This is a genomic window from Nocardiopsis sp. iso_25 (assembly GCF_056173305.1).
Genome location: NZ_CM149667.1, coordinates 1 through 24,912, shown reverse-complemented (window position 1 = coordinate 24,912; position 24,912 = coordinate 1). Strand labels below are relative to the sequence as shown.

The window sequence follows — 24,912 nt, the reverse complement described above, 5'->3', positions numbered from 1 at the left end:
GAACGACGCGAAGCGGCCGCCGCCCCGTGCGGGGCGGCGGCCGTCGCCGTGTCACTCCCGCTCCGGGCGGGAGCCGCGCGGACGCGTCAGCGCCCGGCGCGGCTGCGCCCGGAGGGCTTGAGGACGATGGCGAGCGCGAGCATGCTCACCCACAGCACCAGGTGCAGCCAGTTGTCGGCGTGGTTGAGCGGCACGATGTTCGTCGGGTCGCCGGACTCGACCAGCAGCCCGTAGACCCACAGCACCAGGTAGGCCAGGCCGCCGACGATGAGGTAGACGCGCGCCAGTCCGGCGGTGCGCGCCATCGCCACCCCGGCCACGCCGAGGATCAGGTGGAGCAGGTTGTGCAGGATCGACACCTGGAAGATCCCCAGCAGCATGGCCTCGGAGTGGTGTCCGGCGAACTGCATCTGGTCGTAGTTCGTGGTCAGTCCGGGAATGAAGCCCAGCACGCCCACCAGCAGGAAGACGATGCCGTAGACGAGTGCGGCGATACGGATCGGCTTTCCGGGGATCCTGGTCACGCCCTGGGCCGATGTCCGGTTGGACATGGTCACCTCCACCGTGTCGCGTCCGTTTCATGGGCCCCGTGACGCAAGGGACTGATGGTGAACCATTACCCGATGTGACGCATACCACTCACCTTGGCGGGCGGTGCCGCCCACCGCCACTGACCGGCCCCGGGCAGGAACGAACGTCCGGTCTCCGGTACAGGGGCGGGCGGAGCGCGGGAGCGGGGCGGGCGGAGCGCCGCCCGCGCGGTGAGTGCGGACGCGGGAGTCGGGGTAGTCGCGCCAGCGAGGCACTTCCGCGGTGGACCGGGGGCCGCGAGCCGGTGGGGCGGGGCCCCGCACGCGGCGGACGCGGTGACGCGGGAAGGGTGCCGGCCGACGGCGTCGAGCCCGGGAGGGAAGCGGTCATGGCGGAACTGGTGTCCGACCACGTACTGAAGCGTCTGCGCGAGTGGGGGGTCGAGCGCGTCTTCTCCTACGCGGGCGACGGCATCAACGGCCTGCTGGCCGCGTGGGAGCGGGCCGGCGACCGGCCCCGCTTCATCCAGTCACGGCACGAGGAGCTGGCGGCCTTCGAGGCCACGGGGTACGCCAAGTTCTCCGGCCGGGTGGGGGTGTGCGCGGCCACCTCGGGCCCCGGCGCCATCCACCTGCTGAACGGCCTCTACGACGCCAAGCTCGACCACGTGCCGGTGGTGGCGATCCTCGGCCAGACCGCGCGCAGCGCGATGGGCGGCTCCTACCAGCAGGAGGTCGACCTGATGTCGCTGTACAAGGACGTGGCCGGCGACTACCTCCAGATGGTAACCGTTCCCGAGCAGTTGCCCAACGTGCTGGACCGGGCGATCCGGATCGCCGCGAGCAGGCGCACGGTCACGGCGGTCATCATCCCCGCCGACGTCCAGGACCTGGAGTACTCACCGCCCGAGCACGAGTTCAAGATGGTGCCCTCCAGCCTCGGTCTCCCCTCACCGCGGTCCACGCCGTCCCCGGAGGGGCTGGCCGAGGCCGCCGAGATCCTCAACTCCGGCGAGCGCGTCGCCATGCTGGTCGGGCAGGGGGCCAGGGGAGCGGCGGACGCCGTCGTCGAGATGGCGGACAGGCTCGGCGCGGGGGTGGCCAAGGCGCTGCTGGGCAAGGACGCCCTCCCCGACGACCCGCCCTTCGTGACCGGGTCGATCGGTCTGCTCGGCACCCGGCCCTCCTACGAGATGATGCGGGACTGCGACACCCTGCTCGTGGTGGGCTCCAGCTTCCCGTACAGCCAGTTCCTGCCCGAGTTCGACCAGGCGCGCGCCGTCCAGATCGACATCGATCCGACCATGGTCGGCATGCGCTACCCGTTCGAGTGCAACCTGGTCGGCGACTCCGCGCAGACGCTGCGGATGCTGCTGCCGCTCGTGGACCGCAAGACCGACCGCTCCTGGCGGGAGAAGATCGAAAACGACGTCGCGCGGTGGAAGCAGGTCCTCGAACGGCGCGCCCACGTGGACGCCGACCCGGTCAACCCCGAGCGCGTCTTCCACGAGCTGTCCCCGCTGCTGCCCGACGACGTGATGGTGACCGCGGACTCCGGTTCGGCGGCCAACTGGTACGCGCGCCACCTGGTGTTCCGCGAGGGCATGCGGGGGACGCTGTCGGGCACGCTGGCCACGATGTGCCCCGGCGTCCCCTACGCCACGGGGGCGAAGTTCGCCCACCCCGACCGGCCGGTGGTCGCGCTCGTCGGGGACGGCGCCATGCAGATGAGCGGCATCAACGAGCTGATCACCATCGGCCACTACTGGAGGGAGTGGGAGGACCCGCGGGTGGTCGTCGCCGTCCTCAACAACCGCGACCTCAACCAGGTGACCTGGGAGCTGCGCGCGATGGGCGGCGCGCCGCAGTTCCTGCCCTCGCAGCGCATCCCCGACTTCCCCTACGCCGGGTTCGCCGAGAGCATCGGCCTGCGGGGGATCAGGGTGGAAGACCCCTCCGACGTGCGCGACGCCTGGCAGCGGGCGCTGTCGGCGGACCGGCCCTGCGTGGTCGAGTTCGTCACCGACCCCGCCGTCCCGCCGATCCCGCCGCACGCGACGCTCGACCAGATGGAGAGCGTGGCCAAGGCCCTGGCCAAGGGCGACCCCGAGGCGTGGTCCGTGGTCAAGCGGGGCGTCGTGTCCAAGGCGCAGGAGTTCCTGCCCGGAGGCGGGCGGGGAGACCGCTGACGCGGGACCGGGGTACCCGGGCGACCGGCCGGGGACGGAAGGGGGACGGGACGTGGCTCCGCCCATCGAGGACTACGCGTTTCTGGGCGACATGCGGACGTCGGCGCTGGTCGGCAGGGACGGGAGCGTGGACTGGCTGTGCCTGCCCAGGTTCGACTCCGGCGCCTGCTTCGCCGCCCTGCTGGGCGACGGGGGCAACGGGCGCTGGACCATGGCCCCGGTAGGGGAGCACCGGGTCTCGGCGCGGCGGTACCGCTCCGACAGCCTGGTGCTGGAGACCGAGTTCCGGTGCGCGGACGGCGCGGTGCGGGTCGTGGACTGCATGCCCATCGGCGCGCACGGGACCGGTCTGGTGCGCCGGGTCGAGGGGGTGGAGGGCCGCGTGCGCATGCGGACCGAGGCCGTGCCGCGCTTCGACTACGGGTCCATCGTCCCGTGGGTGCGCAAGAACGGGCGGCGGCTGCACATGGTGGCCGGTCCGGACAGCTGCTACCTGGACTCCGACGTGGAGTTCGAGGTCGCGGCCCCGTCCAGGCCGGTCGCGGAGTTCACGGTCGCCGCGGGGGACGGCGTGGACTTCTCCCTGGTGTGGACGCCGGTGCGGGCCCCCGAGCCGGACCCGCCCCACGTGGGCGCGCTCATCGGGCACACGGAGGAGGTGTGGCGGGAGTGGGCGTCCAGGTGCATCTACCGGGGCGAGTACCGCGACGCGGTGGTCCGGTCGCTCATCACCCTCAAGGCCCTGACGCACGCGCCCGGCGGGGGCATGGTGGCCGCGGCCACCACCTCCCTGCCCGAGCAGCTGGGCGGCGTGCGCAACTGGGACTACCGCTACTGCTGGATACGCGACGCCACGCTGACGCTGCTCTCGCTGCTGGAGTCGGGGTACGAACGTGAGGCGGCCGAATGGCGCGAGTGGCTGCTGCGGGCGGTGGCCGGTGAGCCCGCGCAGATGCGGATCATGTACGGGATCGAGGGGGAGCGCAGGCTGCCCGAGCTGGAGCTGGGCTGGCTGTCCGGCTACCAGGGCGCCCGCCCCGTCAGGATCGGCAACGAGGCGGCCCAGCAGTGGCAGCTCGACGTCTACGGCGAGGTGATGGACGTCTTCCACCAGGCCAGGGAGCACGGCATCCCGCCGAGGGAACCGGCCTGGCAGCTCCAGCGGCACCTGATGGACTTCCTGGAGTCGCACTGGCGGGAGCCCGACAACGGGATCTGGGAGATGCGCGGGCCCCGGCGGCACTTCACTCACTCCAAGGTCATGGCGTGGACCGCGGCGGACCGGGCCGTCAGCGCCGTGGAGAGGTTCGGGCTGGAGGGCCCGGTGGACGACTGGAAGCGCCTGCGCGGGGAGATCTTCCGGGACGTGTGCGAGCACGGGTACGACCCCCGTCGGCGGACCTTCACCCAGTACTACGGTTCCGAGTCCCTGGACGCCTCGCTCCTGATGGCGAGTTCCGTCGGCTTCCTCCCGGCCGCCGACGAGCGCATGCGGGGGACGGTGGACGCCGTCCAGCGGGAGCTGTGCAGCGGCGGCCTGGTCCAGCGCTACTCCATGGACGAGGGGACCCGGCACGTGGACGGCCTGCCCCCCGGTGAGGGCGTGTTCCTGCCCTGCACGTTCTGGCTGGTGGACAACCTCGTCCTCCAGGGCCGCGTGGACGAGGGCCGGGGGATCTTCGAGCACCTGCTGAGCCTGCGCAACGACGTGGGGCTGCTGGCGGAGGAGTACGACACCGGCGCGCGGCGGCTGGTCGGCAACTTCCCCCAGGCGCTGTCCCACATCGCCCTGGTCAACACCGCCTACGAGCTGGACCGGGGCCGCCGGGGCCCGGCGAGCCAGCGCGCGGAGTCGCGGGGGCGGTGAGCGCGCCCCGGGGCGGGGGCGGCGGGTCGACAAGGCGACGGAGCGACAAGGCGACGCGGCGACAAGGCGACAGGGGACGGGGCGGCGGACCGGCCCGCCGCCCCGTCGCCGCCTACGTGCCGATCGTGGTCGGCTTGGTGCCGTCCGCGTACAGGTCCACGCCCTTGGGCTCCTTCACCAGGGTGACCCCCAGGAAGGAGACCGCGCAGGCCACGACGATGTAGACGCCGATCGACCACGAGGCGCCGGTCTCGGTGAGCAGCAGCTCGGCGATCGTGGGCGCGAAGGCGCCGCCGAGGATCGCGCCGAGGGCGTAGCCGATGGACACGCCGGAGTAGCGGACCTCGGCCGGGAACATCTCCGCGTACAGCGCCGACTGGGGGCCGTAGCTCAGGCCCAGGGTGAGCGTGAAGACGAAGACGCCCGCGAAGTACAGGTAGATGTTGCCGGTGTCGACCATGAACCACATCGGCACGGACCAGGCGGCCAGCAGCACGTAGCCGAGCTGGAAGGTCCGCACCCGGCCGAGCTTGTCGCTCAGGATGCCGCCGTAGAGCGTGGAGATGAGCCAGCCGAACGAGGCGAGGGTGGTCGCCAGGAGTACGGGGCCGCGGTCCATGCCGAGGCCGAAGTCCTCGACCGGCCGGGAGGCGTAGGTCGCCAGGTAGGCGATGACGAGGTACCCGGCGGCGTTGTTGGCGATGAAGATCAGCGCGGAGAGGACGACCTCACGGGTGTGGTTGCGGAACAGGCGGCCCAGCGGGGCGGAGGCCTCGGCCCTGCGCGCCTGCATGAGCTTGAAGACCGGGGACTCCTCCACGGACTTGCGGATGAGGTGGCCGACGATGATCAGCAGGAAGGACAGGAGGAAGGGGATGCGCCAGCCCCACTCCAGGAACGCCTCCGGGCCGATGGACGCGGTGATCACCCAGACGACGAAGGTCGCCAGGATCATGCCGCAGGGAACGCCGATCTGCGGGTAGGCGCCGAAGAAGCCGCGCTTGCCGACCGGCGCGTGCTCCACCGACATCAGCGCCGCGCCGCCCCACTCGCCGCCCGCGGAGAAGCCCTGGAGGATGCGCAGGACGATCAGCAGGACGGGTGCGGCCACGCCGATCTGGGCGTAGGTGGGCAGCACGCCGATCAGGCAGGTGGCGAGTCCCATCATGACCAGGGTCGCCACGAGCACGCGCTTGCGGCCGAACCTGTCTCCGAGGGCGCCCGCGACGATCGCGCCGAGCGGCCGGAAGAGGAAGGAGATGCCGATGGTCGCGAAGGACAGGATCTGGGCCAGGCCCGGGCTGTCCTCGGTCAGCGGCGACAGGAACAGGGGCGCGAGCACGAGGCCGGCGGCCTGCGCGTAGATGAAGAAGTCGTACCACTCGATGGTGGTGCCGACCATGGTCCCGGCGAGGACGCGCCGCCGCTCCCTGGTCTCCATCGCGCCGCCCGGCCCTGGGGCCGTCGAGTCGGAAGTTGCCATTGGTGCTCCGTATGTTCTCTGCCGACCGGAGGTCGGATTCCGCTCGTGGGCTCCTGGTATCGGCAGTCACGGTGACAACCACCCGCCCCTCCAGTCGCACAAGCGTCAGGAAGGACATGTCCGACACCGGACCGAGCCCCAGGACACCATGACATGTGACCCAAGGCACTTTCTACACCGGGGGCTGCTTTTCCCAGCTCGAAAGCCATGTCCTGACCGAACGGTCGGTTAGATGGATGGCACTGTCGGTGGCTCGCGGCCCGTGACCAGCCACGACCCCGCGCCGGTCGGACGACATGTCGGCGGATCGACGAGTCGACACGGCGCCGAGTCGGCCTCCCGGCAGAAGGGCGCCGTGAGCAGGGAGAAGCGGGGCACCCCGTCCGAGAGCGGTTGTGTACAGCGGAAAACACCCGGTTGGCGACGGACCGGCGTGGAAAACTGACTATCACAACCAACATGTGACCTGGACCACGGCCCTGTTCCCGCCGTCCCCACGACGAAACGCCCCCAGGGAGTCATCAGGTGCCCACCATCGGACTGTCCCAGGCCATCGACGAACTGCGCCGGGAGCTCGCCGCCGCGCGCCGGAGGGGGGAGGGCCACGAGATCGGCATCGAGATCGTCGAGGCCGAGGTCGAACTCCTCCTGGAGGCGCACCGGGAGGGGGCCGGGAAGGCCGGTGTGCGCTTCGGCGTGCTCTCCCTCAACGCCGAGGGCAAGGCCGGCCGCAGGGACACGCACCGGATCACGCTGAAGCTCGCCCTGACCGACGCGGACGGAAGAAAGCTCGCGATCGCCTCCGAGAGCGGAGCGGTCTGGGAGGACCGCAGGGACCTGGACTGATGGACCCGAGGTGTGTCGCGGACGTCCGCGTCGTCAGGAGCGGGGATGCCTCCAGGGGAGGGACCGGCTACCTCGTCGGGCCCTCCCTCGTCCTCACCGCGGCCCACGTGGTCGACGGCCACGAGCGTGTCGACGTGCGCGTGGGAGCCGACCCGCCCAGCGGTTTCCTGCGGTGCTCCGTCGTCTGGTCGGACCGGAGGACGGACGTCGCCCTGCTGCGGCTGGAGGAGCCTCAGCGCCACCCCTCCGTGCGCTGGGGGAAGCTCTCGGCGGACGAACCGCGGCCGTACCGCTCGCTCGGCTACCCCGACCTCGCGGCCAACGACGGGGGCCGCGACCTGAAGGACCTGCGGGGGACCCTCAGCCCGTGGGACGGCATGGTCAGGAAGGACCTCCGGCTCGACGTCCAGCGGGAGTACGGCAACGACGTGTCGTGGAAGGGGGCCTCCGGCACCGCCGTGTTCGTCGGGGAGCGGCTGGTGGGCGTCATCGTCGACCACGACCGGCGCAACGGGGACCTGATCGCCCGCCGGTCCACGAGGTTCGCCCGAGACAGGGACTTCCGGCGCCTGGTCAGGGAGGACGCGGGGACGGAGCCGCGGCTCGTCCCGGTGGACCTCCTGCGCGCGGCGCGCAACACCGCCAGGCGCTTCGTCCGCGCCCGGCTCTCCTCCCTGCGCAGGCTTCCGCACACGCTCGCGGGGGCCTTCCGGGAACGGCGCGGGCACGGCACGCGGACGGGGACGGCGGCCGTCCCCGTCCGCGGGAGCCGTGCCGCGGCGAGGACCGGGGAGCGCCGAGGCGCCGGGCGGCCGGTGCGGCCCCTGGCCGTCGCCGCCGTCGCGCTGCTCACCCTCGTCCCGAACGGCGTGTACTGGCTGCGGGCCAGCGGACACCTGGGGCCGGGCCTGCCGTGCGCCCCGCCCACCGAGCTCACCGTGCTCACCACCCCGGACCAGCACGCCGTCGTCCAGAGGGCCGCCGACGACTTCTCCGCCCACCTCGGCGGCCGGGACGAGAGGAGCGGCTGCGTGCCCGTGCGCGTCAGCGTCACCGTCGCGGGCGGAGCCGCGCGCACGCGCGAGCTGCTGCGCGAGGGGTGGACCGACCTGCGGGCGGGGCCCCGCCCGCACGTGTGGCTGCCGGACTCCAGCGCGGAGGTCGTCCTGCTGCGCGGGGACCCGGGCGACGCGCCCGGCCTGGAGGCGGGGGAGGGGAGCGCCACCAGGCTCACCCCCCTGGTGCTGGGGCTGCCCGAGTCCGCGGGCGACATCCCCGCGTGTTCGGGGACCGACCCGAGCGGAGCGCGTTCGGACCTCGTCGTCTGCACGGCCGCGGCGGCGGAGGCCGGGCTCCTCCTGGCCCGCCCCTCGCCGGAGGCCTCGGTCTCGGCGCTGATCCAGACCGAGGCCCTTTACTCCGCGTACGGGGACGGGGGCGCCGAGGAGATCCAGATCGCGGAGGCCCGCGCGACCTCGGCCGGGCTCGACGCCGAGGGCAACCTCGGCCTGCTGTGCGCGCTGCGCGGCGGGAGCGCCGACCCCGCCTCCGTCGGGGTGTTCAGCACCGAGTACGCGGTCGACGCCTACAACACGGGCGGGCAGCTCGGTCCCGGGTGCGGGCCGACGGGCGGGGAACCGGACGAGCCCCTGGTCCCGGTCTACTTCTCCGAGACGCCCGGCCTGGACCACCCGTTCGTACGGCTGGACTGGGGCGGCGACGGGGTCGAACGGGAGGTGGAGGCGTTCGGGGAGTGGATGCGGCAGCCCCGGGGGACGACGGCCTTCCAGGGCTACCGGACGGTGGAGGGCGCCGTGATCGGCGGGGAGGCGGAGCGGTCCCTGATGGAGGTCACGCACCTGAACTCGGCTCCGCGGGACGAGCGGTGGCGGGAGCGGCTGGAGTCCGGGCTGCGGCAGCAGGAGCGCTCCCGCGCCCCGGTCGAGGTCCTGCTCGTGGTCGACCGCTCCGACTCCATGAGCGGCCCCGGCACGGGCGGCACCCGGCTGGCGACCGCGCAGCGGCTGGCGCGGACCGCCGTCGGCCTCCTGGGGGAGCAGGACACCGTGGGGGTCTGGACCTTCCCCGAGGGCGGGCCGGGCAACGACGTCACCGGCCAGGAGCGCGTCCTGCCCCCGGAACCGGGCATGGACGCGCGCCGGGAGGAGCTGGCGCGCGAGGCGGTCGACGCGCTGAGCGCCGAGTTCCCGGCCACCCCGCTGGCCGACGCGATCCGCGACGGCGCCGAGGAGCTGGGTTCCTGCGCCGACCGGCCGGGGGAGCCCGGCGCCTGCGCCCTGGTCGTCCTCACCGACGGCGTCGCCCTCCCCGAACCGCGCGGCGGCGCGCGGGCGGACGACGTGGCGGCCGTGCTGGAGGACCTCGACGAACGCGTGCGGGTGCACGTGGTGTCCGTGGGCAACGAGGGGTGCGGCGGGGACGGGCTGCTCAGCCGGCTGGCGGGGGCGGGGGCCGAGTGCCACCACCCGCGCGCCGACGAACTCGAACAGGTCGTCTACGGCATCGTGGCCGGGACCAGGGCGGCGACCCCGCCCGGGGCCGCCGGGGCCGGTCGTGTGCGCGCTCCTGTCGCTCGTGCTGCTGGGCTCCGCCGCCTGCGACGCACGGGGCGAGCGGGACGAACGGGTCCTGCGCGTCGCCCTCCCGGTGGACGTCACCGCCACGGGGGACGCGGGCGAGGGCGGAGTGTACACGCGGCTCATCGAGCGCTGGGAGGCGCGGAACGAGGGGTGGGAGGTCGACGTCCAGTGGCTCTCGCCCCGGGCGGACGAGCAGCGCTCGCAGATGGTCGTGGCGATGCAGGCCGACCCGGCGGCCTACGACGTCCTCCTCCTCGACAACCAGTGGGTGCCGGAGTTCCACGAACGCGGCTGGCTGGCGGAGGTGGACACCGGGGGAGACGGCCCGCTGGCGTGGAACGGCTTCCTGGGCCGCGCCCGGGACGCGGTGTGCTACGAGGGCCGGGCGCGGGCGGTGCCGTTCCACATGGACGTGGGACTGCTCTACTACCGCGCCGACCTGGTCGGCCCCGAGGAGGTCACCGCCCGGATCGAGGAGGACGGCTGGCGCGGGCTGCTGGGCCTCGCGGGCGAGGTGCGCGACGATCACGGCCTGGACCACGGGTACACGGGCCAGTTCGGCGACTACGAGGGCCTGACCGTCAACGCCCTGGAGTTCGTCCTGGGCGGGCACCCCGGCCTGGAGGCGGACAGCCGGGGTGCCTTCCACGGCGCGGACGGGGCGGGCTCGGCGGACGGCGGCGGGGCGGAGGAGGGCTGTGCCACGTCCGCCGGTGCGAGCGGGGAGTTCCAGGGCCTGGAGGTGCTGGAGGCGGGGCTGGACCCCGAGGCCGGGGGCGTCATCCCGCGCGCGGCCCTGGAGGAGACCGAGACCGAGAGCCTGAACCGGTTCCGCGGCGGCGAGGTGGTGTTCATGCGCCACTGGCCCCGGGTCGTGCCCCAGCTCCAGGCCGACTCCGAGAGCGCCGAGACGCTCCGGGAGGGGCTGCGCTGGGTCGGCTGGGCGGGGGAGGCCCAGGGCGGCGACCCCGCCTTCGGGGTGCTCCGGCTGCCCGCGGCCGTACTCGGCGGCAACAGCCTGGCGGTCACCGGGGACTCGCCGCACCGGGACGAGGCCTGGAGTCTGGTCGCGGCCATGACCGGGCAGGACGTCCAGGCGGAGTTCCGTGAGGCCGGGCTGCTCCCCGCCCGCGGCAGCGGCTACCGGCTGAGCGGAGCCGAGGACAGGGACGTGCGGTACTGGGAGGAGCTGCGCGACGCCGTCGGCGAGGGCCTGCTGCGGCCGCGCACCCCCTACTACCCGTACGTGAGCGAGGTGCTGCGGGACCACGTGGACACGCAGATCCGCCCGGGTTCGACCGACCCGCACCCCGAGGACATGGTGTGCGAACTCAACGCCGCGCTCGCCGGGAGGGTCAGCACGTGCGGCTGAGGGTCCCGAGTCGACGGGTCGCCGTGTCGACAGGTACATGAATCGACACGTGCACGAGTCGACACGTCGACCCGGAGCGTCTTCCCGGCTCGACCGGGCGCGGCGGCGGAGCCGGGCGGCGCCCGTTCCGCCAACCGGTTCCGGGGCGGGCCCTACCGCCCGCCCCGGCCGTAGCCCTGGTTGATCTGGATCTGGAGCATGTTGCCGAGGTGGTGGTGCAGGCTGGCGGCGACCTCGCTGCCCTCGCCCCAGTCGACGATGCCGAACTTCATGCTGGGCGTCACCCTCATGTGCGTGCCCTGGGGATGGGGGAAGAGGTCGACGTACACGTTGAACCCCCAGGTGAGCAGGCTCATGCCGGTGGAGAAGGCGTAGCGGTAACCGGGGCCGGGCACCGGGTTCCCCGGGCCCGAGGCCCCCTTGGTGCGCGACACGGAGTGGGGGAGCATGTTTCACACCTGGTTGATGTGGAACGGAAGCTGGTAGTCGAAGGTCGTGGCCACGCTTCTCCGTCCTCGCTCTGGAGGCCGCCCGCGCCCCGCGCTCCGGGGCGGAGGTGACGAAGCCCTCCCGGTGCGCCGCATCCTACAGGCGCCCCTGACCGCATCAGGTCCCCGAGTCGACGGGTGACACGAGCGACAGGTCGACACGGCTCGTTGTCGACACGGAGACACGGCACCCGGCCGGGCCGCGCCTCGGGCGCCGACGACGCACGTGTGACGCACGGACATGAGAAAAGGCCCCCCGTGGGGAGCCTTCTCGTGTGTGGGCGTACCAGGACTTGAACCTGGGGCCTCATCCTTATCAGGGATGCGCTCTAACCGACTGAGCTATACGCCCTTGCTGCGTGTGGAACTCTACCGCATCGGCGGGACCGGGGCGAACCGGTGATCCGGGGCGGACGCGAGGCGGGACGCGGCGTACGCGTCCCTTTCCACCTCCCATTTTACCCGGGCGCGGAAGTGCTCGGAACCGACGCGTGAGGGCCCGGCCCCAGCGGGGACCGGACCCTCACGGCGGTGCTACTCGGCCTCGGACAGCGTCACGTCGATGCCGCCGACCAGGTCGGCGACGAGGTTGTACAGCATGGTGCCCACCGTGGACAGGGCGGTGATCAGCACGATGTTCAGCGCGCCGACCACGCCGGTGTACCCCAGGACGCGGCCCGGCGAGAACCAGGAGGCCGGGTCGAGGCCGAGCTCGTCCTCGGTCCCGTCGCCCTCCAGGAGCGCCGTGAGCATGTTGGTCAGCTCGTCGAAGACACCCAGCATCGACAGCGTCGCGTAGATCACCGCGACCGCCACGAACAGGATGATGAAGCACACCAGGGAGACGACGAAGCTGAACTTCATCACCGACCACGGCTCCACACGGGAGACCGACAGGTGTGCCTTACGGCTGGACAGGCTGGCCTTCACAGCGTTCGGGCCCTCAGGCACCGAGGTCTTCGATTCGGACACTGGCGTTCCCCCCGCTTCGACGCGGTCCTCCGCCACGGGTTCGGCCGGTCCGGCGGCGGCCTCGGACCCGGTGTCCGCCCTGTCGGCGGAACCCTCGTCCTCGTCGCCGGGCTTGTTCCCCGACTCCTCGCCGGGCTCCTCGGCCGTGTCGGCCTCGGTGGCGCCCGTCGCCGCATCGGCCTTGTCGTCGACCTCGGTGGTCACGGCGGCCCCCGCTTCTGCCGTGTCCTTCTCGGTCGTCTCCACGTCCCCGCCCTTGGCGCTCTCCGCCGTGTCCGGGTCGGTTTCGTTCGTGGTGGTGTTCCGCTGGTTGTCAGACATAGAAACGTTACCGCTGGACTTTCCTTGAGAACGGGTGATTGGCGCGACCAGGGTGTCCGCGGGGTCCGCGCAAAACGAACCCCGCGGCCCATATGGGGCCTAACGCGAAGTCTAGGCCTCCGGGTTGCCTTCGACGTTCGCGTTCACGTCCTCGGCCGTGTCGGCGGCCGCTTCCCCCGCGTCCTCGGCCGTCTCGACGGCCTCCTCCTCGGCGGCCTCGGCGTTGCGCGCCACGGCGACGATCTTGTTGCCCTTGTCCAGGTTCATCAGTCGGACGCCCATGGTCGTGCGGCCGGACCGCTTGACCTCGTCGGCGCCGGTGCGGATGACACCGCCGACGGAGGTGATCGCGAAGACCTCGTCCACCTCGGGGTCGACCATCAGGGCGCCGACCAGCTTGCCGCGGGCCTCCACCACCTTGGCCGTCAGCACGCCCTTGCCGCCGCGGTTCTGCACCGGGTACTGCTCGGACGGGGTGCGCTTGGCGTAGCCGTTCTCGGTGGTGACCAGGACGTCCGTGGAGCCGTCGCCGGGCCGGATGACGTCCATGCTCAGCAGGTAGTCGTCCTCCAGGAACCGCATGCCGATCACGCCGCTGGTGGCGCGGCCCATGGGGCGCAGCGACTCGTCGGAGGCCGGGAACCGGATCGCCTGGGCGTCGCTGGAGATCAGCAGCAGGTCGTCGTCGGGGAAGACCAGCCGGGCGGCGATCAGCTCGTCGTCCTCGCGCAGGTTGATCGCGATGATGCCCGCCGCGCGCGCCGAATCGAAGTCCTCCAGGCGGGACTTCTTGACCAGGCCCTCACGGGTGGCGAGCACCAGGTACGGGGCGGCCTCGTAGTCGCGCAGCGCCATGATCTGCGCGATCTCCTCGCCCGGCTGGAACGGGAGCAGGTTCGCCACGTGCTGGCCGCGCGCGTCGCGGGCGGCCTCGGGCAGCTCGTAGGCCTTCGTGCGGTACACCCGGCCCTGGTTGGTGAAGCACAGGATCCAGTTGTGGGTGGTGGTGACGAAAAAGTGCTGGACGATGTCGTCCTGCTTGAGCTGGGCCCCGCGCACGCCCTTGCCGCCGCGCTTCTGGGCGCGGTAGTTGTCGATGCGCGTGCGCTTGGCGTATCCGCCGCGGGAGATCGTGACGACCACGTCCTCCTCCGCGATGAAGTCCTCCATGCGCATGTCGCCCTCGAAGGGGATGATGTGCGTGCGCCGCTCGTCGCCGTACTTCTCCACGATCTCGCCCAGCTCCTCGCGGATGATGCTCCGCTGGCGCGTGTCCGATTCGAGGATGTCGTTGTAGTCGGCGATCTGCGCCATGAGCTCGTCGTACTCGGCCGTCAGCGCGTTGCGCTCCAGGGCGGCGAGCTTGCGCAGCTGCATGTCGAGGATGGCACGGGCCTGGATGTCGTCGATCTCCAGCAGGTCCATCAGACCGGTGCGGGCCTGGTCCGCGGAGGCGCTGGCCCGGATGAGGTTGATGACCTCGTCGATGCGGTCCATGGCCCGCAGCAGCGCGCGCAGGATGTGCGCCCGCTCCTCGGCCTTGCGCAGCAGGTACCGGGTCCGGCGGACGATGACCTCGACCTGGTGCTTGACCCAGTGCCGGATCATCTGGTCCAGGCGCAGGGTGCGCGGCACCCCGTCGACCAGCGCGAGCATGTTCGCGCCGAAGGTCTCCTGGAGCTGGGTGTGCTTGTAGAGGTTGTTCAGCACGACCTTGGCGACGGCGTCGCGCTTGAGCACGATGACCAGGCGCTGCCCGGTGCGGCCGCTGCTCTCGTCCCGCACGTCGGCGATGCCGGTGATCTTGCCGTCCTTGACCAGGTCGGCGATCTTGAGCGCGAGGTTGTCCGGGTTGACCTGGTAGGGCAGCTCGGTGACGACCAGGGTCTGGCGGCCCCGCTTGTCCTCCTCCACCTCGACCACGGCGCGCATGGTGATGGAGCCGCGCCCGGTCCGGTACGCCTCCTCGATGCCGCGCTTGCCGACGATAAGGCCGCGGGTGGGGAAGTCGGGGCCCTTGACGCGGGCGATGAGCGCGTCGAGCAGCTCCTCGTCCTGCGCCTCGGGGTTGTCGAGGTACCAGTTGACGCCGTCGGCGACCTCGCGCAGGTTGTGCGGCGGGATGTTGGTGGCCATGCCGACCGCGATGCCCGAGGAACCGTTGACCAGCAGGTTCGGGAAGCGGGCGGGCAGCACGACGGGCTCGGCGGAGCGGCCGTCGTAGTTGGGCCGGAAGTCGACGGTGTCCTTGTCGATGTCCCGGAGCATCTCCATGGCCAGCGGCGCGAGCTTGCACTCGGTGTAGCGCATGGCAGCGGCCGGGTCGTTGCCCGCCGAACCGAAGTTGCCGTTGGGGTCGACCAGCGGCATCCGCATGGACCACCACTGGGCCAGGCGCACCAGGGTGTCGTAGATGGCGCTGTCACCGTGCGGGTGGTAGTTGCCCATGACGTCGCCGACGACGCGGGCGCACTTGAAGTAGCCGCGGTCGGGGCGGTAGCCGCCGTCGTACATCGCGTAGAGCACGCGCTGGTGGACCGGCTTGAGGCCGTCGCGCACGTCGGGCAGGGCGCGGCCGACGATGACCGACATCGCGTAGTCGAGGTAGCTGCGCTGCATCTCGACCTGGATGTCGACGGGCTCGATCCGGTCGGTCACGCGCGGCGGGGCCTCCACGCTGGAGTCCCCGCCCTCAGGGGCGTCGGGGTTGTTCGCATCCGTCACGGATGTCGGTCCCTTCTACGAAGCTTGCTTGAGCACGGGTGGGAGCGGGGCCCGGGTCCTCCCCGGGAGGCCCCGGACATCCGCGGAGCGCTAGATGTCCAGGAAGCGGACGTCCTTGGCGTTGCGCTGGATGAAGGCGCGCCGCGACTCGACGTCCTCACCCATGAGCACGCTGAACAGTTCGTCGGCCTGGGCCGCGTCCTCCAGGCTGACCTGGAGCAGGACGCGGCGGTCCGGGTCCATCGTGGTGTCCCACAGCTCGTTGGCGTTCATCTCGCCCAGACCCTTGAAGCGCTGCACCATGTCGCGCGGGCGCGGGTCCCTCTTGCCCTGGGCGATCCCGGCCTCGATGACCCGGTCGCGCTCGGCGTCGGAGAAGGCGTAGCTGGCGTCGCTGCCCTTCTGGTCCCACTTGATCTTGTACAGCGGCGGCGCGGCCAGGTAGACGTTCCCGGCCTCGACCAGCGGCTTCATGAAGCGGAACAGCAGGGTGAGCAGCAGCGTGCGGATGTGCTGGCCGTCGACGTCGGCGTCGGCCATCAGGATGACCTTGTGGTACCGCAGCTTCTCGGCGTCGAACTCCTCGTGGATGCCGGTGCCCAGGGCGGTGATGATCGCCTGGACCTCCGCGTTCTTGAGGATGCGGTCGATGCGCGACTTCTCGACGTTCAGGATCTTGCCCCGGATGGGCAGGATGGCCTGGTTGTGCGGGTTGCGGCCGCCCTTCGCGGAGCCGCCCGCCGAGTCGCCCTCGACGATGTAGACCTCGCACTCCTCCGGGTTGGTGGACTGGCAGTCCGACAGCTTGCCCGGGAGGGAGGTGGTCTCCAGCAGGGTCTTGCGGCGGGTCAGGTCGCGGGCCTGACGGGCGGCCACGCGGGCGCGGGCGGCCTGGCTGGCCTTGGACACGATGTCCTTGGCCTCGCCGGGGTTGCGCTCGAACCAGTCGCGCAGGTGCTCGTTGGTGACCTTCTGGACGAAGGACTTGGCCTCGGTGTTGCCCAGCTTGGTCTTGGTCTGGCCCTCGAACTGCGGGTCGGCCAGCTTGACCGAGATGATCGCGGTCAGACCCTCGCGGATGTCGTCGCCGGTGAGGTTGTCGTCCTTCTCGCGCAGCAGCTTCTGGTCGCGGGCGTACCGGTTGACCAGGGTGGTCAGCGCGGAGCGGAACCCCTCCTCGTGCGTGCCGCCCTCGGCCGTGTTGATGGTGTTGGCGAAGGTGTGCACGGAGGAGGTGTAGGACTGGTTCCACTGCATGGCGATCTCGACCGAGATGCCCTCGCCCTCCTCCTCGAAGGAGATGATCGACGCGTGCGCCGGCTCCTTCTTGGCGTTGATGTGGCGGACGTAGTCCGACAGACCCTCGTCGTAGTGGAAGGTGTTGACCGTCGGTCCGCCGTCGGTGTGCTCGGGCCGCTCGTCGCGGATGGTGATGGACAGCCCCTTGTTGAGGAAGGCCATCTCCTGCATGCGGCGGGCGAGCGTCTCGAAGGAGAACGTGGTGGTCTCGAAGATGCCGCCGTCCGGCCAGAAGGTGATCTGGGTGCCGGTCTCGTCGGTGCTCTCGCCCTTGACGAGTTCGCCGGTGGGCGCGGTCATCTCGTAGCGCTGGCGCCACACGTGCCCGTGGAGGCGGATCTCCACCTCCAGTGCGGTGGACAGCGCGTTGACGACGGAGACGCCGACGCCGTGCAGACCGCCGGAGACCGCGTAGGACTTGCCGTCGAACTTGCCGCCCGCGTGCAGCGTGGTGAGGACGACCTCGACGGCGGGGCGCTTCTCCACCGGGTGGAGGTCGGTGGGGATGCCGCGGCCGTTGTCGGCCACGCACACGCCGCCGTCGGCCAGCAGGGTCACCTCAATGGCGTCGGCGTGGCCCGCCAGCGCCTCGTCGACGGAGTTGTCGACCACCTCGTAGACCAGGTGGTGCAGGCCCCGCTCCCCTGTGGAACCGATGTACATTCCGGGGCGCTTGCGGACCGCCTCAAGCCCCTCCAGAACCGTGATTGAACCTGCGTCGTAGGCCAAGTGGGAACACCCTCCTGCTGGGGACGCCTGCCGACCGCGGCCGAGCGGCGACGGTCACCCCGTGACACGGTGATCGGGAGGGTCTGCGTGCCGCGACACCTGGGGGATCACCGTTCGCCACAGGGGCCGTCCGCCCACCCTCTTCTGGGGGCGTGGGACCGGCTACAGGCGTCTGAAGAACCGTCTCCATGATACCCCGCACGGTGCGACAAAGTGGCATTGGCGGCCCTGTGCCGCCTCACAACGAACGTTCAGGGAGGGAGACGACTCCCTACACGCGGGAGGGGCTGCGCGCAAGTCCCGGTGCGGTTGAGTGGCGCCTGCGGCGACCGGCGGCCCCGACGCGGCCCGGGGCCCTCCCCGGCGCCGGCGGACACCCGCGGGAACGGCGTTCACCTGGGGATATCCACAGGCCGCGAAAGTGGAGGAAACGGGCATCCCGCCCTTGCGGCCAGGGCGGGCGCGCCTCAGCGGCGCCGGAAACCGGGGCCGCGGACCTTGATGGCGACGACCGTACCGTCGCCCAGCTCCTCGTTGAGGCGGCGCATGAGATCGCGCACCATCGCTCGCGCGTGGGCCGCCATGGTGGGCGAATCGGCCACCACGACCAGTTCCCCGTCCGAATAGCTCTCCGGACGGAGGTGTTCTGCGTTGAAATCGCCCACGATGTCCGCCCAGCGGCCGAACACGCCGCCGATGGCCACCTGCTCCTGCCAGCCGTGCTCGATCAGCCACGTGCGCACGGCCTCACCGAACATCTGGGGCTCGTTGCGTGACCGCAACCGGCCACGCCGACGCGAGCGCTGGAGCCCCCGGGGCACCGCGCCGCGGTCCTTGGCCTCCGCCCGGGCGCGGGCGAGAGCCTGGCGGGCCAGGTCGGCCCCGGACGGGGCTGGGGGAGTCGACGGCCCCGTCTCCGGCGGGCGCCGCGCTCCGTCCACAGGCTGTGGACGGAGTCCTCCGCCGCCGTGGTCGGCCGCGCCGGAGGCCGAGCCACGGTCCACAGGGTGTGGATAACGCTCACTCACCCGTGACGACCCCCTCGCGCACGCCGAACCGCGCCCCGTCCAGCTCCTTGGGGATGTCCTCGGGCACGGCCGCGGTCACCAGGACCTGTTCGGCGTCGCCGACGCGCTCGGCCAGCCTGCGGCGGCGCTCGCTGTCCAACTCCGCGAACACGTCGTCCAGGATCAGCACCGGGTCGTCGCCGTCGGAGCGCAGCAGGTCGAAGGCGGCCAGTTTGAGCGAGAGCGCGTACGACCAGGACTCGCCCTGGCTGGCGTAGCCCTTGGCGGGCATCCCGCCCAGCCGCAGGACCAGGTCGTCGCGGTGCGGACCCACCAGGCTGACGCCGCGCTGGAGCTCGCGGTCGCGGGCCTCGGCCATGGCGGTGCGCAGGGTTTCCACAAGCTGTGGGCGGCCGGTGGGCGGCTCAGCGCCCTCGGGGACCGCGCCGCAGCGGTAGTCGGGGACGGCCGGGCCCCCGGAGTCGGTCAGCCCGGAGTAGGCCTCGGCGATCCTCGGCCGCAGCTCCTCCACCAGGTCCAGCCGCGCCGCCAGCAGCTCCGCGCCCGTCTCCGCCAGGTGGGAGTCCCACACCTCCAGCGTGCTCAGGTCGGGCGCCGAACGCTGGCGGAACATCCGGCCGGAGGCCGACTTGAGCAGGGCGTTGCGCTGCTTGAGCACCCGGTCGTAGTCCGAGCGCACGCCCGCCATCCGGGGCGCGCGCGCCACCAGCAGGTCGTCCAGGAACCGGCGCCGCTCGCCGGGGTCGCCCTTGACCAGGGCCAGGTCCTCCGGGGCGAAGAGCACGGTGCGCAGGATTCCGAGGACCTCGCGCGGGCGACCCGCGGGCGCCTGGTTGATCCGGGCCCGGTTGGCCCTGCCGGGGTTGAGCTCCAGGTCCACGACCATAGACCGCTCGTCGCGCACCACCTTGGCCCGGACGATCGCGCGGGGGGCGCCCTGGCGGACCAGCGGGGTGTCGGAGGAGACCCGGTGGCTGCCGAGGGTGGCCACGTAGCCGACCGCCTCGACCAGGTTGGTCTTGCCCTGGCCGTTGGCGCCGACGAACACGCTCACGCCGGGGCCCATCTCCACGAGGGCCTCGCGGTAGGACCGGAAGTCGGCCAGTTGCAGGTGGGATACGTACATCCGGCCTTCCTCCTGGGGCGGCGGCGGTCGGGGGAAGGGGTCGCTCCCGGGGACGGCCCTGTGGGCTGCGTCCCCGGGTCGGGGTCGGTGCGGGGAGGGAGCCTCAGACGTCGATGTCGTCGGAGGTCTCGGCGCGGTGCACGGCGTGCCCGCCGAACTGGTTGCGCAGGGCCGCCACGACCTTCATGGCCGGGCTGTCGTCCTGGCGGGAGGCGAACCGCGCGTAGAGGGAGGAGGTGATCGCCGGGGCCGGGACCGCGAGGTCCACGGCGGCCTGGACGGTCCAGCGGCCCTCGCCGGAGTCCTCGGCGTAGCCGCGCAGGCGCGACAGCTCGGGGTCCTCCTCCAGGGCCCGCGAGAGCAGGTCCAGCAGCCAGGAGCGCACCACGGTGCCCTCGCGCCAGCTCTCGAACGTGCCGGGGACGTCGTCCACGAGGCCGGAGGCGACCATGAGCTCGTAGCCCTCGCCGAAGGCCTGCATCATGCCGTACTCAATGCCGTTGTGGACCATCTTGACGAAGTGCCCGGCGCCGACCGCTCCGGCGTGGACGAAGCCCACGCCCTCGTCGGGCACGAGGGAGGCGAAGACCGGACGGGCCTTCTCGACGTCCTCAGCCGGGCCGCCGACCATGATGCCGTAGCCGTTCTGACGGCCCCAGACACCGCCGCTGACACCGACGTCGAGGTAGCCGACGCCCTTCTCCTCCAGCGCCTTGGCGCGGACGCGGTCGTCCGCGTAGTGGGAGTTGCCCCCCTCGATGACGAGGTCGCCCTCGTCCAGGAGCTCGCCCAGTTCGGCGATGGTCGCGGCCGTGGGGTCGCCGGCGGGGACCATCACCCAGACCACCCGGGGGGCGGCCAGCCGTTCGACCAGTCCGGCCAGGGTGTCGACGTCGCGCTCCGGCGAGGCGACGTCGTACCCGACGACCTCGTGGCCCTTCTCCCGCAGCCGGGCGGCCATGTTGCCGCCCATCTTGCCGAGACCGATCATTCCGAGCTGCATGGTTGCTCTGCTCCCCTTCGCCGCCTGTGGATGGACGCCGGCCGGCCCGGGTCGCGGACCGGATCCGGCAGGTGCCAGTCAATCGGACCGGCCGCGGATCAGCCCGGCTGACGCACCGGCATGATCAGGTAGCGGTACTCGGGGGAGGAACCCTCCTCCGCGGGCTTGCCGGTCAGGATCGACGGCTTGGTCGAGGTGGTGAAGTGCAGGCGGGCGACGTCGGTGCCGATGGCGCCGAGCCCGTCCAGGAGGAACCCGGAGTTGAAGGCGATCTGGATGTCGTCGCCGTCCAGGTCGGCCTCCAGGACCTCGACCGCCTGCGCCTCCTCGCCGGTGCCCGCCTCCAGGACCAGTTGGCCCTGGCTGAAGGACAGCCGCAGCGGGGTGTTGCGCTCGGCGACCAGCGAGACGCGCTTGACCGCCTCGACGAACTCGGAGCGGCTGACCTCGGCCACCGAGTTGAAGGTGTCCGGCAGCAGCGCCCGGTACTTGGGGAACTCGCCGTCGAGCAGGCGGGTCGTGGTGCGCCGGCCGCCGCCCTCGAAGCCGATCATGCCCTCTCCGGAACCGCCGTCCGAGAGGGCGATCGAGACCTCGGCGCCCGAGGTGAGCGACTTGGCGGTGTCGTGGAGGGTCTTGGCCGGGACCAGCGCGACCGCGGACAGGTCGGGGTTCTCCGGCTTCCAGGTGAGCTCGCGCACGGCCAGGCGGTAGCGGTCGGTGGAGGCGAGCGTGATGGTCTCGCCCTCGATCTCGACGCGCACGCCGGTGAGCATCGGCAGGGTGTCGTCGCGCCCGGCGGCCACGGCCACCTGGCTGACCGCGGCGGCGAAGGCGTCGCTGCCGACGGTCCCGCTCACACCGGGCATCTCCGGGAGCGTGGGGTAGTCCTCCACCGGCATGGTGGTCAGGGTGAACTTCGCGCTGCCGCCGGTGACGACGACCTTGGCGCCGTCGGTGGAGATCTCCACGGGCTGCGCGGGAAGGTTGCGGGTGATCTCGGCCAGGAGCTTGCCGGTGACCAGGACCGTGCCCGGCTCCTCGACATCGACGTCCACCGCGGCCTGGGTGGAGACCTCGTAGTCGAAGCCGGACAGGCGCAGCTGCTGGCGGCCCTCGAACTCACCGGCCTCCAGCAGGATGCCGACGAGCACCGGCACCGAGGGGCGCGTCGGCAGTGTGCGCGCGGTCCAGGCGACCGCCTCGGCCAGTACGTCGCGTTCGACCCGGAACTTCACTTTCCGACTCACTTTCCGCACGACCGGCGTGCCGGTCGAAGCCTCAACGTTGCAGCTCGTGGATCTGCGGGTCTGCCGAGGGCTCCGTCCACAGGGCTGTGGAGGCCGCGCCGGTGCGCGGGCACCGCCGGTGGCGCCGGGAGCTGCCTCGGATCCCGTATGGGGTCACCGCTCGGATCCGGGCGGCGGAGGACAGGGGCGAGACCACACGTTACCCGGATTCACCCGCTGCCGCTGACAGCTCAGCACCGGGCTGTCGTCGCGCCAGTCTCGGAGAGTTGTCCACAGATTTTCCGCGGAGCGGTTTCGAAGCCACATCTTGGTTAATGAAGGTGCGCAGTAGTAGTAGGGCCTGTGGATAGTGTGGATAACCCTTGTTTTCGCAGGTCAACATGCGAATTTTTGTCCACAGGGCCTGTGGGTAACCCTGTGCGTAACTTGGCCCGCCTGTGGACGAACGAGGCCGTCCCCAGGTTTTCCACACTCCGTCCACAGCGTCGTCCACAGGTTTTCCCCAGGTTCTCCACAGGGATCGGTGGTTCGGGCACCGGGTGACCCACATCGTCGTCCACAGGGACAGGGGTGGTTACCCACAGGCTCGACGCGCTTTTCCACAGGTTGTCCACAGGGTTGTCCACAGATTTGACCCCTCTCCTGTGGATAACTTGGGCGAGAGAGCGCCAAAATTTTTTTCCGAGCCCCTCCACAGATCCCCCGAACCCTGACAAAGGGTCTGTGCACAGGTTTGTCCACAGGGGCGTCTCCCGTTCCGCGCGCCGAACACCGGCGCAAAGGCCTCCGACCAGGTGTGGGAAGGGCAACAGCGCCCCCGGAAGGCCTGGAGAACAGGGAGAACAGGGCGTGCCGTGCACGAACCGGTCCGGACGTCGACAGAGGCGGCGAACCCCTCCAGAGGGGGGGGGGGGGGGGCGTTAGTGCGCACAAGCCTGTGGATAACTTGTCCGCGGGCGTGGTGGAGCCCTGTGGATAACGTGTGCCGCCTCGGGGCCGTGCCGTCTTGTGGCTGTGCCGCCTTGTGGACGTGTCGACAGGTGGACGTGTCCACAGGCCGACACGCCGCCGCGGGCCGCGGCACGAACGCCGTGGGGCGGCCCCCGTCCAGGAGACCGCCCCACGGCGTTCGTGCGCAGTACGCGGATCAGGTCAGCGAGGGCTGGTCCTTGATCCGGCTGGTGAGCTCGTGCACCTGGTTGTAGATGGACCGGCGCTCGGCCATCAGTCCGCGGACCTTGCGCTCGGCGTGCATGACCGTGGTGTGGTCGCGTCCGAACTGCTGCCCGATCTTGGGCAGGGACAGCTCGGTCAGCTCCCTGCACAGGTACATGGCGATCTGCCGGGCGGTCACCAGCACCCGGGAGCGCGAGGTCCCGCACAGGTCCTCGACCGTCAGGCCGAAGTAGGCGGCCGTCTGGGACATGATCGCCCCCGCCGTGACCTCGGGGACCTCGGTGCTGGGCACCAGGTCCCGCAGCACCTGGCTGGTCAGGTCCAGGTCCACCGACTGCCGGTTCAAGCTGGCGAAGGCGGTCACGCGGATCAGCGCGCCCTCCAGCTCCCGGATGTTGGTGGAGATCTTGCTCGCGATGAACTCCAGCACCTCGGGCGGGGCCGCCAGGCCCTCCTGCGCGGCCTTCTTGCGCAGGATGGCGATCCGGGTCTCCAGCTCGGGCGGCTGGACGTCGGTGAGCAGGCCCCACTCGAACCGGCTGCGCATCCGGTCCTCCAGCGTGGTCAGCTGCTTGGGCGGCCGGTCGCTGGAGATCACGATCTGCTTGTCGGAGTTGTGCAGCGTGTTGAAGGTGTGGAAGAACTCCTCCTGCGTCTGCTCCTTGTTCTCCAGGAACTGGATGTCGTCCACCAGGAGCACGTCGATGTCGCGGTACCGGCGGCGGAACCCGTCCGCCTTGCCGTCCCGGATCGAGTTGATGAACTCGTTGGTGAACTCCTCCGAGCTGACGTACCGCACCCGCGAACCCTCGTAGAGGCGGTGCGTGTAGTGCCCGATGGCGTGCAGCAGGTGGGTCTTTCCCAGCCCGGAGCCGCCGTGGATGAACAGCGGGTTGTAGGCCTTGGCCGGGGCCTCGGCGGCCGCCACCGACGCCGCGTGCGCGAAGCGGTTGCTGGAGCCGATGACGAAGGTGTCGAAGGTGTACTTGGGGTTCAGGCGCGCGTGCTCGCCCGGCGGGACCTCCTGCGAGCGCCCCGGGGGAGAGGAGGGGGCCTTCGGGGCCTCGTCCTCCACGGGGGCCTCCGCGGCCTCCGGAGCGGGCGGCGCGGCCTCCTCCGCCTCAGGCCCCGGCGCGGGCGCCTCCTCCCGCGGGGTCTCCCAGCGGTTGGGCCGGTCCCACTCCGGGTCCGTCCAGGCCTGCTGCTGCCACCCCGCGGGCTCCTGCGGCCGCTCCAGTGCCGAGGGCTGTTCCCACAGCGGGGGCGCGGTGGGCGTCTCCTGGGGCGAGGCGAAGGTCTGCTGGACCCAGGGCGCGGGCGCGTCGCGGACCGTGTGCGGCTCCTCGTCGGCGGGCGGGGGGTCGGCCGGGGGAGTGGGGCCCAGCAGGTCGGCCTGCTCCGGAACCGGGGCCGAGGGCCACGGGGCGGGCGGCTCGGCGGTCGGGCGCGCGTGCTGTCCCCGGGAGGCGGGCGCGGTCCGCTGGGCGTCCGCGGGCGCCGCCTGGGGAGCCGTCGGCCGGGCCGGGCCCGGGGCGGTGCCCGGCACGACGGGGGAGAAGGCGGGCGCCGTGTGCCCCTCCACGCTCCGCGGGCCCTGCGGCCCCGGGGCGGCGGGCGGCGTCGGGGTGGGCGGCGGGGTCGGCACCGCGGTCGGGTCGACCGTCACCGCGACCCGGATCTCCCGGCCCAGGTGGGCGGAGAGCGCCTTGCTGATCGCCGGGTACAGGCGTGTCTCCAGCACCTTCTTGGTGAACTCGTTGGGCGCCGCGATGAGCGCGGTGTCCTCGATCAGGCCCAGCGGGCGGGTCTGCGGCAGCCATGCGCGCTGGTGCGCGGGGAGGGAGTCGTTGTCGATCCCGTCCAGGACGCTGGACCAGACCACTGCGAGGTTGACCTGCGCGTCAGCCAA

16 protein-coding genes, 1 tRNA gene and 1 pseudogene are annotated in these 24,912 nt (G+C 71.6%); 5 read left to right on the top strand and 13 right to left on the bottom strand.

Annotation, left to right across the window (positions count from 1 at the left end; genetic code table 11):
* Positions 1 to 86: 86 nt before the first annotated feature.
* Complete coding sequence (locus AC0VX6_RS00090; protein ID WP_274975611.1) at positions 87 to 551, bottom strand: DUF4383 domain-containing protein; 465 nt, start codon at positions 549 to 551, stop codon at positions 87 to 89.
* A gap of 368 nt (positions 552 to 919) precedes the next feature.
* Between AC0VX6_RS00090 and AC0VX6_RS00085 the strand changes: the two genes are divergently transcribed.
* Together AC0VX6_RS00085 and AC0VX6_RS00080 are read left to right on the top strand one after the other, a co-directional pair.
* Complete coding sequence (locus AC0VX6_RS00085) at positions 920 to 2,719, top strand: thiamine pyrophosphate-requiring protein (RefSeq protein WP_274975610.1); 1,800 nt, start codon at positions 920 to 922, stop codon at positions 2,717 to 2,719.
* Positions 2,720 to 2,771: 52 nt separating this feature from the next.
* A complete protein-coding gene (locus AC0VX6_RS00080; RefSeq protein WP_475467046.1) occupies positions 2,772 to 4,586 on the top strand; it encodes a glycoside hydrolase family 15 protein in 1,815 nt (604 codons plus the stop codon).
* A gap of 112 nt (positions 4,587 to 4,698) precedes the next feature.
* Here the strand turns inward: AC0VX6_RS00080 and AC0VX6_RS00075 are convergent, their stop codons facing one another.
* Positions 4,699 to 6,069 carry an MFS transporter gene (locus tag AC0VX6_RS00075; RefSeq protein WP_274975608.1) on the bottom strand — a complete coding sequence of 457 codons (1,371 nt, stop codon included), beginning with the start codon at positions 6,067 to 6,069 and terminating at the stop codon, positions 4,699 to 4,701.
* A gap of 525 nt (positions 6,070 to 6,594) precedes the next feature.
* On the opposite strand from AC0VX6_RS00075, the gene AC0VX6_RS00070 reads away from it, so the two are divergent.
* Positions 6,595 to 6,915 (top strand): trypco2 family protein, encoded by a 321-nt coding sequence (locus AC0VX6_RS00070; RefSeq protein WP_475467044.1) that lies wholly within the window; start codon positions 6,595 to 6,597, stop codon positions 6,913 to 6,915.
* Positions 6,915 to 7,388: pseudogene (locus AC0VX6_RS00065) on the top strand (S1 family peptidase); the annotation flags it as partial. The gene AC0VX6_RS00070 and the pseudogene AC0VX6_RS00065, both read left to right, overlap by 1 nt.
* 1,319 nt (positions 7,389 to 8,707) lie before the next feature.
* Here AC0VX6_RS00065 and AC0VX6_RS00060 read toward each other — a convergent pair.
* Complete coding sequence (locus AC0VX6_RS00060; RefSeq protein WP_475467042.1) at positions 8,708 to 9,226, bottom strand: hypothetical protein; 519 nt, start codon at positions 9,224 to 9,226, stop codon at positions 8,708 to 8,710.
* A gap of 263 nt (positions 9,227 to 9,489) precedes the next feature.
* Between AC0VX6_RS00060 and AC0VX6_RS00055 the strand changes: the two genes are divergently transcribed.
* A complete protein-coding gene (locus tag AC0VX6_RS00055) occupies positions 9,490 to 10,887 on the top strand; it encodes an extracellular solute-binding protein (RefSeq protein ID WP_475467040.1) in 1,398 nt (465 codons plus the stop codon).
* Positions 10,888 to 11,039: 152 nt separating this feature from the next.
* Here AC0VX6_RS00055 and AC0VX6_RS00050 read toward each other — a convergent pair whose 3' ends face one another.
* The 10 genes from AC0VX6_RS00050 to dnaA form a co-directional block, all read right to left on the bottom strand.
* Positions 11,040 to 11,336, bottom strand: a complete 297-nt coding sequence (locus tag AC0VX6_RS00050; protein WP_475467039.1) for a hypothetical protein — start codon at positions 11,334 to 11,336, stop codon at positions 11,040 to 11,042.
* A gap of 317 nt (positions 11,337 to 11,653) precedes the next feature.
* Positions 11,654 to 11,727, bottom strand: a tRNA-Ile gene (locus AC0VX6_RS00045).
* Between the two features lie 182 nt (positions 11,728 to 11,909).
* Positions 11,910 to 12,668, bottom strand: coding sequence for a DUF3566 domain-containing protein (locus AC0VX6_RS00040; RefSeq protein WP_274975592.1), 759 nt, complete (start codon positions 12,666 to 12,668; stop codon positions 11,910 to 11,912).
* A gap of 111 nt (positions 12,669 to 12,779) precedes the next feature.
* Complete coding sequence (gene gyrA / locus AC0VX6_RS00035; protein WP_274975591.1) at positions 12,780 to 15,392, bottom strand: DNA gyrase subunit A; 2,613 nt, start codon at positions 15,390 to 15,392, stop codon at positions 12,780 to 12,782.
* A gap of 90 nt (positions 15,393 to 15,482) precedes the next feature.
* Positions 15,483 to 17,420: a DNA topoisomerase (ATP-hydrolyzing) subunit B gene (gyrB, locus tag AC0VX6_RS00030; RefSeq protein ID WP_130395903.1), complete on the bottom strand. Its 1,938-nt coding sequence runs from the start codon at positions 17,418 to 17,420 to the stop codon at positions 15,483 to 15,485.
* Between the two features lie 467 nt (positions 17,421 to 17,887).
* Positions 17,888 to 18,361 carry a DciA family protein gene (locus AC0VX6_RS00025; RefSeq protein WP_274978289.1) on the bottom strand — a complete coding sequence of 158 codons (474 nt, stop codon included), beginning with the start codon at positions 18,359 to 18,361 and terminating at the stop codon, positions 17,888 to 17,890.
* A gap of 79 nt (positions 18,362 to 18,440) precedes the next feature.
* The gene (gene recF, locus AC0VX6_RS00020) at positions 18,441 to 19,574 is read right to left on the bottom strand and encodes a DNA replication/repair protein RecF (RefSeq protein WP_475467037.1); all 1,134 of its coding nucleotides are present in this window, start codon (positions 19,572 to 19,574) and stop codon (positions 18,441 to 18,443) included.
* 103 nt (positions 19,575 to 19,677) lie between these two features.
* Positions 19,678 to 20,577 carry a phosphogluconate dehydrogenase (NAD(+)-dependent, decarboxylating) gene (gene gnd / locus AC0VX6_RS00015; RefSeq protein WP_274975589.1) on the bottom strand — a complete coding sequence of 300 codons (900 nt, stop codon included), beginning with the start codon at positions 20,575 to 20,577 and terminating at the stop codon, positions 19,678 to 19,680.
* 98 nt (positions 20,578 to 20,675) lie between these two features.
* Positions 20,676 to 21,815 carry a DNA polymerase III subunit beta gene (gene dnaN / locus AC0VX6_RS00010; protein ID WP_274975588.1) on the bottom strand — a complete coding sequence of 380 codons (1,140 nt, stop codon included), beginning with the start codon at positions 21,813 to 21,815 and terminating at the stop codon, positions 20,676 to 20,678.
* Between the two features lie 1,159 nt (positions 21,816 to 22,974).
* Positions 22,975 to 24,885, bottom strand: coding sequence for a chromosomal replication initiator protein DnaA (dnaA, locus tag AC0VX6_RS00005; protein ID WP_475469470.1), 1,911 nt, complete (start codon positions 24,883 to 24,885; stop codon positions 22,975 to 22,977).
* Positions 24,886 to 24,912 lie beyond the last annotated feature (27 nt).

What these genes read in the sequence shown, in the direction of transcription:
- AC0VX6_RS00090 (WP_274975611.1), bottom strand. Translation starts at nt 551, where the DNA reads ATGTCCAACCGGACATCGGCCCAGGGCGTGACCAGGATCCCCGGAAAG.
- AC0VX6_RS00085 (WP_274975610.1), top strand. Translation starts at nt 920, where the DNA reads ATGGCGGAACTGGTGTCCGACCACGTACTGAAGCGTCTGCGCGAGTGG.
- AC0VX6_RS00075 (WP_274975608.1), bottom strand. Translation starts at nt 6,069, where the DNA reads ATGGCAACTTCCGACTCGACGGCCCCAGGGCCGGGCGGCGCGATGGAG.
- AC0VX6_RS00050 (WP_475467039.1), bottom strand. Translation starts at nt 11,336, where the DNA reads ATGCTCCCCCACTCCGTGTCGCGCACCAAGGGGGCCTCGGGCCCGGGG.
- AC0VX6_RS00040 (WP_274975592.1), bottom strand. Translation starts at nt 12,668, where the DNA reads ATGTCTGACAACCAGCGGAACACCACCACGAACGAAACCGACCCGGAC.
- recF (WP_475467037.1), bottom strand. Translation starts at nt 19,574, where the DNA reads ATGTACGTATCCCACCTGCAACTGGCCGACTTCCGGTCCTACCGCGAG.
- gnd (WP_274975589.1), bottom strand. Translation starts at nt 20,577, where the DNA reads ATGCAGCTCGGAATGATCGGTCTCGGCAAGATGGGCGGCAACATGGCC.